Source organism: Streptomyces altiplanensis, assembly GCF_053591575.1.
Genome location: NZ_JBSFUB010000047.1, coordinates 45,051 through 55,373, shown reverse-complemented (window position 1 = coordinate 55,373; position 10,323 = coordinate 45,051). Strand labels below are relative to the sequence as shown.

Genomic DNA, 10,323 nt, shown 5'->3' with positions numbered 1-10,323 from the left:
GTCGGCCGCGAGCCGTTAAGTCCTCTCCTGCCTGCCTGACAAGGGGTTCGATGGCAACTGTGAGGACACGCCGTTGTAACGATCGCCCTTGACTGACGAACTGTTAGCGTTAACAATCGCGCAACACGGTAAGAACGCAGTCTTGCGCGCCGCCGGTGTACGCCATCCGCTCAAGGCGTTGTGAGCGCTCTCTTCCGCGACCCCCTGCCCACGGCCCAGTCCGTGCGCCACCACCAAGGGACAGTTGTGACCCCCACCCCCACCCCCGCCCGCATCCGCACTCGCCCCCGTACCTGGATCGCCCTCGCGATCGCCGTCCTCGCCCTGCTCTGCACCACCGTCAGCCCGCCCGCCACGGCAGCCGCCGGCGCCGCGTACACCAACCCGGTGAAGTCGCAGAAGGGCGCCGACCCCTGGCTGGAGTACTACGACGGCAACTACTACCTGGTGACGACCTCGTGGACCTCCGAGATCACCATGCGCAAGTCACCCACCCTGGCCGGCCTCGCCGACGCGCCCAGCGTGCAGGTGTGGTCCGACACCACGCCGTCCCGCTGCTGCAACATCTGGGCACCCGAGATCCACTTCTTCGACGGCCGCTGGTACCTCTACTACACGGCCGGGGAGGGCGTAGCCGACTACAACAAGACCCAGCGCACGCACGTACTGGAGAGCACCGGGTCCGACCCGGCCGGCCCGTACCGCTACAAGAACCGGCTGTACGACCCGGCCAACGACAACTGGCTGATCGACGGCAGCGTGCTGCGGGCCGGCGGAAAGCTGTACCTGCTCGGCAGCGCCATGGGCAACGGCACCCAGAACCTGGTCATCGCGCCGATGAGCAACCCGTACACCGTCAGCGGCCCGCTGCGCACCCTCTCGACGCCGACGCACGCCTGGGAGCGCCAGGGCGCCCCCGTCAACGAAGGTCCCGAACCGCTCTACCGCAACGGCAAGACCTTCATCGTCTACTCCGCCAGCTACTGCACCACCGCGGACTACAAGCTCGGTCAGCTGGAGCTGACGGGCACCGACCCGCTGAGCGCCTCGTCGTGGACGAAGAAGGCCGCCCCGGTCTTCCAGCGCAACGACGCGGCAGGCGTCTACGGGCCCGGCCACAACGGCTTCTTCACCTCGCCCGACGGCACGGAGAACTGGATCGTCTACCACGCCAACGACCGGGCGAGCGAGGGCTGCGACAACGGCCGTACCACCCGCGCCCAGAAGTTCACCTGGAACGCGGACGGTTCACCGAACTTCGGCGCCCCCGTGGCACTGGGCACCTCCCGGCCCGGCCCGTCGGGTGAGAAGACGGCCACACCGACGTCGTACACCCTGGTGAACCGCGGCAGCGGCAAGTGCCTGGACCTGGAGAACGCCTCCCCGGCCGACGGGGCGAACGTGCGCCAGTGGACCTGCAACGGCCACGCCGCCCAGAAGTGGCGCATCGAGGACCAGGCCGACGACACCAGCCGCCTGGTCAACGTCGCCAGCGGCAAGGCGCTGGACGTCGCCGACTGCTCGACCGCGGACGGCGCCGACCTGCGCCAGTGGTCGTGGATGAACAACACCTGCCAGCGCTTCCGGATGGTGGTCAGCGACACCGGCGGATGGGTGCGCCTGGTCAACGCCAACAGCGGCAAGGTCGCGGACGTCGCCGGCTGCTCGACGGCGGACGGCGCCGACGTACGCCAGTGGTCCTGGCTCGCGAACCCCTGCCAGCAGTGGCAGCTCAAGGCCAACTGACCCCCGCCCCGCACCCGCACCGCACAGGAGAAAGACACCGCGATGAGAATCCGCAAGCTCGCCGGCGCCCTCGCCGCCGGCGCCGCGCTGCTGGCCGCTCTGCTGCTGCCCGCACCGGCCCGGGCCGCCGTGCCCGCCTCACCCGCCGTCTCGTACACCAACCCCCTGGTGAACCAGCGCGCCGACCCGCACATCTTCAGACACACCGACGGCTACTACTACTTCACCGCCACCGTCCCCGAGTACGACCGCATCGTCCTGCGCCGGGCCACCACCATCCAGGGCCTGTCCACCGCCCCCGAGACGGTGATCTGGACCAAGCACGCCACCGGCGACATGGGCGCGCACATCTGGGCCCCGGAGATCCACTTCATCGACGGCAAGTGGTACGTCTACTTCGCCGCCGGACGGGCCGACGACGTCTGGAAGATCCGGATGTACGCCCTGGAGAGCTCCGCGGCCAACCCCCTGACCGGCGGCTGGACCGAGAAGGGCCGGATCGCCACCCCGATGGACAGCTTCGCGCTGGACGCGACCACCTTCGTGGTGAACGGCGTCCGCTACCTCAGCTGGGCGCAGAAGGACCCGGCGATCGACACCAACTCCAACGTCTACCTCGCCAGGATGGCCAACCCCTGGACCATCACCGGCACCCCGGTCCGCCTGACCGTGCCCACGTACGGCTGGGAGACCGCCGGCTACAAGGTCAACGAGGGCCCGGCCGTGATCCAGCGCGGCGGCAAGGTCTTCATGAGCTACTCGGCGTCCGCGACCGACAGCAACTACTGCCTCGGCCTGCTCACCGCCTCCGCCACCGGGAACCTGCTCGACCCCGCCGCCTGGAAGAAGAGCCCGGTCCCGGTCTTCACCAGCAACGCCGCCACCGGCCAGTACGGTCCGGGCCACAACTCCTTCACCACGTCGGAGGACGGCAGGAGCGACGTCCTCGTCTACCACGACCGCAACTACAAGAACATCACCGGTGACCCGCTGAACGACCCCAACCGCCGCACCCGCGTGCAGAAGCTCTACTGGAACGCCGACGGCACGCCCAACTTCGGCATCCCGGTCGCCGACGGCGTCACGCCCAGGCGCCTGTCCTCCGCCAACTTCCCCGACCACTACATCCGGCACTGGGAGTACCGCGGCAAGCTGGAGGCGGACGTCACCCACCTCGCCGACTCGCAGTTCCGCACCGTGACCGGGCTCGCCGGCAGCGGCACCGTCTCGCTGGAGTCCGCCAACTTCCCCGGCTACTACCTGCGCCACCGGAACGGCGAGGTCTGGGTGGAGAAGAACGACGGCACCACCGCCTTCAAGGGCAGCGCCAGCTTCCACCAGCGGCCCGGCCTGGCCGACGCGGCCGGCGTCTCCTACGAGGCGTACACCGCCCCCGGCCAGTACATCCGGCACTTCGACTTCCTGCTCCACCTCCAGGGCGCCGGCACCACGCTCGCCAGGCAGGACGCCACGTTCCACCAGCAGTGACCTGAACCGGTCCGGTCCCGTCCTGGCCCTGACCCCGGGCCCCGACCCGGGACTCCGGCCCTTCCGTCCGGCCGTGCCCGTCACACGGGGCGCGGCCGGACCCGTGTGCGCTCCCGTACGGACGGGCCCCGCACAGAAACGACTCCGCCCGGTCACCGGGACCGGGCGGAGTCAGGAGAGCGGGCGGAGGATCAGGAACCGACCTTGCGCTTGTTGTAGACGTCGAAGCCGACGGCCGCGAGGAGCACCAGCCCCTTGATGACCTGCTGGTAGTCGGTGCCGATGCCGACCAGCGACATTCCGTTGTTCAGCACGCCGAGCACCAGACCGCCGATGATCGCGCCCAGTACGGTGCCGACGCCTCCGGAGGCCGAGGCGCCGCCGATGAAGGCCGCCGCGATGGCCTCCAGTTCGAAGTTGATGCCGGCCTGCGGTGTGCCCGCGTTGAGCCGCGCCGCGAAGACCATGCCGGCCAGCGCGGCCAGGACGCCCATGTTGACGAAGGCCAGGAAGACGATGCGCTTGCTCTTCACGCCGGACAGCCTGGCGGCCGCCTCGTTGCCGCCGATCGCGTAGGTGTGGCGGCCCAGGATGGAGTTGCGCATCACGTAGCCGAAGGCGACGAGCAGCGCGCCGAGGATGAGCAGGACGATCGGGACGCCGTGGTAGCTCGCGAGCAGCAGGGTGAACGCCACGACGGCCGCGGTGATCGCCGCCAGCTTCGCCAGGAAGAAGCCCATGGGGAGCAGTTCGAGGCCGTACGAAGCCGCCTGGCGGCGACCGCGGATCTCCTGGAGGACGGCCACGACCAGCACGCACAGACCGAGCAGCAGGGTCAGGTTGTGGTAGTCGGTGTACGGGCCGACCTCGGGCAGGAAGCCGCTGCTGATCTCCTGGAAGCCCTTGGGGAAGGGAGCCACCGACTGGCCCTGCAGCAGGATCTGGGTGCCGCCGCGGAACAGCAGCATGCCGGCCAGGGTGACGATGAACGAGGGGATGCCGACGTAGGCGATCCAGAACCCCTGCCAGGCACCGGCCACCGCGCCGATCAGCAGCGCGATCACCAGGGCGAGCGGCCACGGCATGTCGTGCTTGACCATCATCACGGCCGAGGCGGCGCCGACGAAGGCGGCCAGTGAGCCGACCGACAGGTCGATGTGCCCGGCGATGATGACGATCATCATGCCGATGGCCAGGATGAGGATGTAGCCGTTCTGCTGGATGAGGTTGGTGATGTTCAGCGGCTTGAGCAGGGTGCCGTCGGTCCAGATCTGGAAGAGCACCACGATCAGCGCGAGCGCGACCAGCATGCCGTACTGCCGGATGTTGCCGCGCAGCGTCTCCAGCAGCAGCGCGCCGACGCCGCCCTTGCCGGAGGACCCGGCGCCGGGGGCGGACGCCGGTATGTTCTCTGTCTTCACCTGGGCCATGCCTTACACCTGCTCGTTCTGGGTTGCCGCGCTCACGGTCATGAGGCGCATGAGGGATTCCTGGGTCGCGTCCGCACGGTCGACCTCGCCGGTGATCCGGCCCTCGGCCATCGTGTAGATCCGGTCGCACATGCCGAGCAGTTCCGGCAGTTCCGAAGAGATGACCAGCACGGCCTTGCCCTGGGCGGCCAGGTCGGCGATCACCGTGTAGATCTCGGCCTTCGCGCCGATGTCGATGCCCCGGGTGGGCTCGTCGAGGATCAGCACCTCGGGCTCCGAGAAGATCCACTTGCTGAGGACGACCTTCTGCTGGTTGCCGCCGCTCAGCTTGCCGGTCTCCGCGAACACCGTGGGTGCCTTGATGTTCATCGTGGTGCGGAACCTCTCCGCGACCTTCGTCTCCTCGTGCTCGTTCACCCAGCCGCGCCGGGAGACCTTGCCGAGGGCGCTCAGCGAGATGTTGCGGCTGATGCCGTCCATCAGGTTGAGCCCGAGGTGCTTGCGGTCCTCGGTGACGTACGCGATGCCGTTGCCGATGGCCTCCGGCACCGTGCGGGTCCGGATCTCCTTGCCGTCCATCAGCACCCGGCCGCCGGTGCGGCGACCGTAGGAGCGGCCGAAGACGCTCATCGCGAGCTCGGTGCGGCCGGCGCCCATCAGGCCGGCGATGCCCACGATCTCACCGCGCCGCACGTTGACCGACGCGCCGTCGACGACCTTGCGGTGCAGGTCGATCGGGTGGAGTACGGTCCAGTCCTCGACGGCGAAGGCGACCTCGCCGATGTCGGGGGTGCGCTCGGGGTAGCGGTGCTCCAGGTCGCGCCCGACCATGCCCCGGATGATCCGGTCCTCGGAGATCCTCTCGGCGCCGACCGCGATCGTCTCGATGGTCCGGCCGTCGCGCAGGATGGTGACGGCGTCGGCGACCCGGGCTATCTCGTTCAGCTTGTGCGAGATGATGATGCAGGCGATGCCCTGGGCCTTGAGCTCCAGGATGAGATCGAGCAGCTTGCGGCTGTCCTCGTCGTTCAGCGCGGCCGTCGGCTCGTCCAGGATCAGCAGCCTGACTTCCTTGGCGAGGGCCTTGGCGATCTCGACCAGCTGCTGCTTGCCCACACCGATGTCGGCGATCCGGGTCTGCGGGTTCTCGTGCAGGCCGACGCGTGCGAGGAGTTCCTTCGCGTGCGTGAGCGTCCGCTGCCAGCTGATGAGGCCGCGCGTGGCGTGCTCGTTGCCCAGGAAGATGTTCTCCGCGATGGACAAGTAGGGGATCAGGGCGAGTTCCTGATGGATGATCACGATGCCGCGCTGTTCGCTGGCCCGGATGTCCTTGAAGGCGCACGGTTCGCCGTCGAAGAGGATCTCGCCCTCGTAGGAACCGTGCGGGTAGACGCCGCTGACCACCTTCATCAGGGTGGACTTGCCGGCGCCGTTCTCACCGCAGATGGCGTGGACCTCGCCGGGGGCCACGCTCAGCTCGACGTCGGAGAGCGCTTTGACACCGGGGAAGGACTTACTGATCGAACGCATCTCGAGGAGGGGTCCGGCCATGGTGGTGCATCCGTTCGACTCGGGGAGGTACGGGCGGGGGCGGCCGGCCGTGGCCTGTCGCCCCCGCCCGTACCACCGGCTCTACGGCCCTGGACGGGCCGGTCGTGGTTACTTGAGCTGGTCGGCGGTGTACTGGCCGGAGTCGACCAGCACCTTGCGGTAGTTGCCCTTGTCCACGCTGACCGGCTGCAGCAGGTAGGCCGGGACGACCTTGACGCCGTTGTGGTACTGCTTGGTGTCGTTCACCTCGGGCTTGCCGCCGGTGAGCAGGGCGTCGCCCATCTGCACGGCCACCCGGGCCAGTTCGCGGGTGTCCTTGTACACGGTCTGGGTCTGCTCGCCGGCGATGATGGACTTCACCGAGGCCAGCTCGGCGTCCTGGCCGGTCACGATCGGCAGCGGCTTTCCCGCACCGCCGTAGCCGACGCCCTTGAGGGACGACAGGATGCCGATCGAAATGCCGTCGTAGGGGGAGAGCACCGCGTCGACCCGGGCCGTCGTGTACGCCTTGCTGAGCAGGTTGTCCATCCGGGACTGCGCGACACCGCCGTCCCAGCGCAGGGTCGCCACCTGGTTGAACTTGGTCTGTCCGCTCCGGACGACCAGCTTCTTGTCGTCGATGTACGGCTTGAGGACGCTCATCGCGCCCTTGAAGAAGAAGGTGGCGTTGTTGTCGTCCGGGGAACCGGCGAACACCTCGAGGTTGAACGGGCCCTTGCCGTCCTTGAGGCCGAGCCGGTCGACGATGTACGTGCCGTGAAGGACCCCGACCTTGAAGTTGTCGAAGGTCGCGTAGTAGTCGACGTTCTCCGTGCCGTGGATCAGGCGGTCGTAGGAGATCACCTCGATGTTCGCGTCGGCGGCCCTCTGGAGCACGTCGGTGAGCGAGGAGCCGTCGATCGCGCCGATCACCAGCAGCTTGGCGCCCTTGGTGATCATGTTCTCGATCTGCGAGACCTGGTTCTCCACGACGTTGTCGCCGTACTGCAGGTCCGTCTTGTAGCCCTTGGCCCGGAACTGCTTGGCGATGTTGTTGCCGTCGTTGATCCAGCGTTCCGACGACTTGGTGGGCATGGCGATGCCCACGAGGCCGCCCTTGTCGTCGCCCTTGTCCGCGTAGGGGCCGACGCCGTTGGCGCTCTGGCCGCAGGCGGCCAGCGTCAGGGTGAGAGCCGCCGCAGCGAGGCCTGTCGAAACCTTCCGCACTTTTCCTCCAGTGATATGCCGTGATCGGCGTGACCTCGGCGAGGGCCTCGGGTCTGTCGAGCGGGAACGGGCCGGGCGCTGTGCCGGGAGGCGGACGGGGCCGTACGTACGGGCTCGGTCCGCTGGCTGCATCCGGTCCGGCGGCTGCTCCGACGGGCTCGCCCGTGCTGGCTCCGGCCGTCTCTCCGACCTGGCGTTACAAGAGTGTTAACGCTAACAGAACCGACGTCAAGGCCCCTGAGATCACCGTTCCATATCGCAGCGCCGTGGGGGAGCACTGTGGGCGGCGGAGGCGGTGTTAGCGATAACATTCGGAGGTGGCGGAACGCTGACGCTGCCACAAGGCCCATCGGCCGCCGGTGCTCCTACGCGAAGTAACGCCGGACGAGGTCGTTGCGGAACTTCCCCGTCGGATCGCACGTGGCCATCAGTTCCCCGAAGCGGCCGTAGTGCTCGTAGAGCCCGCGCACGGACTCCGGGCCGGCGGTGAAGAGCTTCCCCCAGTGCGGCCGGGCGCCGAAGGGCGACAGCGCGTCCTCGACGACGCGCAGGGCCGCCGTCACGGCGGCCGTGTCGGGCAGCCAGGTGAAGTGGAAGGCCACCGAGTCGCGGTGACAGGCCGGGCTCAGCCAGAGGTCGTCGGCTGCGACGCTGCGGATCTCCCCGACCTGCAGGTGCGGCGCGATCCGCTCGCGGACCCCGTGCAGTGCGTCGAAGGCGGCGGCGGCGTCCTCGCGTGCCACGAAGTACTCCGACTGCAACTCGTCGCCGCTGCTCGGAGTGTGTTCGAGCCGGAAGTGCGGAAGCCTGGCCTGCCAGGGGCCGGGTATGCCCGACTGCGGGGTGCACGACTCCGGCGGCATTCCGGGTACGGGATGCCGGGCGCCGTCGGAGAGCGCGGCTCCGAGCCACTGCTCCGGCGCCGGCCGCGGCCCCTCGGCGCCCACCCGCCGCTTGAGCCACACCTGATCGATCCGGTCGCTCCGCCACCGGGTGAAGAGGCTGACGCTGTACGCCGCCGACATCACCTCGTCGAACCCCCGGCGCAGCGCCTCGTGGGGCAGCCCCTCGTAGACCCACTGCTGCATGTCGAAGGCCGGCACCAGGTCGAGCGTCAGCCGGGTGACGATTCCCAGGGAGCCCAGGGCGACCACCGAACCGGCGAAATGCTCGTCGCCGCGGGCCAGTGACACCACGTCGCCCGTGGCGCAGACGTAGTCGAGCGCGCGCACGGCCGAGGCGAGGCTGCCGTTGCGGACCCCCGAGCCGTGCGTGCCCGTGGCGCAGGCGCCGGCGACCGAGATGTGGGGGAGCGACCCGAGGTTGTGCAGGGCGAACCCCGCCTCGTGCAGCGCTCCCGTGAACTCGCCGAAGCGCAGGCCGGAGCTCACCGTGACGGTCCCGGCCCGCCGGTCGATGTCGATCACCTTGGGCAGGCCGGACGTGGACACCAGGTCGCCACGGGTGTCCGCGATCGCGTTGAACGAGTGACCTGTTCCCAGCGCGCGCACGGAGCGGCTCCCGGCGACCAGCTCCTGCAACTCCTCGACGGAGGTGGGGGCGTGGAACCGCTGTGCGCCGAACCGTATGTTGCCTGCCCAGTTGGTCACTGCTTCGTTCATCGCCCGTCCATTCGTGGTTGTCGCCGGGTGTGCCGGGTGCGCCGGGTGCGGCGCTTTGGGGAAGCGGAGACCGTACGGTGCCCCGCCCGCGGTGACGAGCCGGGCGTACGCGGCGGACAGCGGCGGCGGTGCGCTCACCGGGGACCGGGCCAGTGGCGGGCGCGGTCCTGTCCGGCGCTTGGATGTTAGCGCTAACAGGAAAAGGCCGTCAATGACTCCGGCGGGGCGGCGCCGGCCCCCGCGCCGGTTCCGGGGCGCCTGCCGGTGCCGTGGCCCTCGGTGGCGAACACGCTTCCTTGCGGCTCGCGTTCCGGTCGGTGATTGCCGGGTACGCCTCATGCATGACCCATGACCCGATGACCACAGCACTCCGCTGTCCCCGCGCCGGCGATGCCGGGACCGTCCGTACACCCTTTGAACCGCTGTCTCCTTCCCGACCGGGCGTCTGTCGTCGAAAGGGTGCGTCGGATGACGGCCGGTGAGACGGGGGCGGCATGGCTGGTGACGGAGGCCGCCGCGGGCGCCCCTCCGGAGGAGCTTCCGCGGCGCCTGTGCGGTGCGGTGTGCGAGGGCCTCGGGGCGGACGGGGCAACGCTGTCGCTGCTGACCGACACACCGTCCCGGCAGCTGCTGGGCGCCTCGAACGCCACCGCGCTGCTGCTGGAGGAGATCCAGTTCACCGTTCTGGAGGGCCCCTGCATCAGCGCGGCGGCCGGCGGCGAGCCCGTGGTGGTGAACGACCTGCACGGCGCGCCCACGCCGTGGCCCTTGTTCGGGGCGAGCATGCGCGAACAACTCCCCGAGGTCCGGGCCGTGTACGCCTTCCCGGTCTACTTCGGCGACTACGTCCTGGGGTCGTTGGACGTTCTCGGCCTTCGGCCCGACGCCCTGGACGAGGACGCCGTGAAGCAGGGGCCGCAAGTGGCCGACGCTGTGGCGGCGGCCCTCGTACCGGCCCGTGAACAGCTGATCACGGGGAAGGAGGCGCCCGTCTGGGAACCGGTGGACGTCGTCCGCGCCCACTGGTTCGACACGCGGCGTGCCATCGGCATGGTGGCCGCGCGGCGGGGGGTGGGGCCCGAGGACGCCCTGGCTCTCATGCGGGCCCGCGCTTTCAGCACTGGACGGACCCTGGCCCACGTCACCGCCGACATCCTGGGCCGTCCACCCCACACGCCGTAGTCGCGGGAACGCGGCTGCGGGGCCCGGTCCCGTCGTGCCACGGCGCTCACCCGCGGGGGAACCGCGCCCGGAGGGTCACCGGAGGGACAGCGGTGGCT

At 69.4% G+C, this 10,323-nt stretch carries 7 protein-coding genes; 3 read left to right on the top strand and 4 right to left on the bottom strand.

The window, feature by feature from the left end; translation table 11 throughout:
* Positions 1-246 precede the first annotated feature (246 nt).
* Together ACWD0Y_RS21000 and ACWD0Y_RS20995 are read left to right on the top strand one after the other, a co-directional pair.
* Positions 247-1,746 (top strand): family 43 glycosylhydrolase, encoded by a 1,500-nt coding sequence (locus ACWD0Y_RS21000; RefSeq protein WP_450261846.1) that lies wholly within the window; start codon positions 247-249, stop codon positions 1,744-1,746.
* 42 nt (positions 1,747-1,788) lie between these two features.
* A complete protein-coding gene (locus ACWD0Y_RS20995) occupies positions 1,789-3,234 on the top strand; it encodes a family 43 glycosylhydrolase (RefSeq protein ID WP_450261845.1) in 1,446 nt (481 codons plus the stop codon).
* A gap of 191 nt (positions 3,235-3,425) precedes the next feature.
* Here ACWD0Y_RS20995 and mmsB read toward each other — a convergent pair whose 3' ends face one another.
* From mmsB to ACWD0Y_RS20975, 4 genes are all read right to left on the bottom strand, one after another.
* Complete coding sequence (gene mmsB, locus ACWD0Y_RS20990; RefSeq protein WP_450261844.1) at positions 3,426-4,664, bottom strand: multiple monosaccharide ABC transporter permease; 1,239 nt, start codon at positions 4,662-4,664, stop codon at positions 3,426-3,428.
* A gap of 3 nt (positions 4,665-4,667) precedes the next feature.
* Entirely contained in the window at positions 4,668-6,215 is a 1,548-nt protein-coding gene (gene mmsA / locus ACWD0Y_RS20985; protein ID WP_450261843.1) for a multiple monosaccharide ABC transporter ATP-binding protein, read from the bottom strand.
* A gap of 108 nt (positions 6,216-6,323) precedes the next feature.
* The gene (chvE, locus tag ACWD0Y_RS20980) at positions 6,324-7,421 is read right to left on the bottom strand and encodes a multiple monosaccharide ABC transporter substrate-binding protein (protein WP_450261842.1); all 1,098 of its coding nucleotides are present in this window, start codon (positions 7,419-7,421) and stop codon (positions 6,324-6,326) included.
* A gap of 365 nt (positions 7,422-7,786) precedes the next feature.
* Positions 7,787-9,043 carry an FAD-binding protein gene (locus ACWD0Y_RS20975; protein WP_450261841.1) on the bottom strand — a complete coding sequence of 419 codons (1,257 nt, stop codon included), beginning with the start codon at positions 9,041-9,043 and terminating at the stop codon, positions 7,787-7,789.
* A 468-nt stretch (positions 9,044-9,511) separates the two neighbouring features.
* Here ACWD0Y_RS20975 and ACWD0Y_RS20970 point away from each other — a divergent pair, with 468 nt between their 5' ends.
* Complete coding sequence (locus ACWD0Y_RS20970; RefSeq protein ID WP_450261840.1) at positions 9,512-10,225, top strand: GAF and ANTAR domain-containing protein; 714 nt, start codon at positions 9,512-9,514, stop codon at positions 10,223-10,225.
* Positions 10,226-10,323 lie beyond the last annotated feature (98 nt).

What these genes read in the sequence shown, in the direction of transcription:
- ACWD0Y_RS20995 (WP_450261845.1), top strand. Translation starts at nt 1,789, where the DNA reads ATGAGAATCCGCAAGCTCGCCGGCGCCCTCGCCGCCGGCGCCGCGCTG.
- mmsA (WP_450261843.1), bottom strand. Translation starts at nt 6,215, where the DNA reads ATGGCCGGACCCCTCCTCGAGATGCGTTCGATCAGTAAGTCCTTCCCC.
- ACWD0Y_RS20970 (WP_450261840.1), top strand. Translation starts at nt 9,512, where the DNA reads ATGACGGCCGGTGAGACGGGGGCGGCATGGCTGGTGACGGAGGCCGCC.
- ACWD0Y_RS20975 (WP_450261841.1), bottom strand. Translation starts at nt 9,043, where the DNA reads ATGAACGAAGCAGTGACCAACTGGGCAGGCAACATACGGTTCGGCGCA.
- mmsB (WP_450261844.1), bottom strand. Translation starts at nt 4,664, where the DNA reads ATGGCCCAGGTGAAGACAGAGAACATACCGGCGTCCGCCCCCGGCGCC.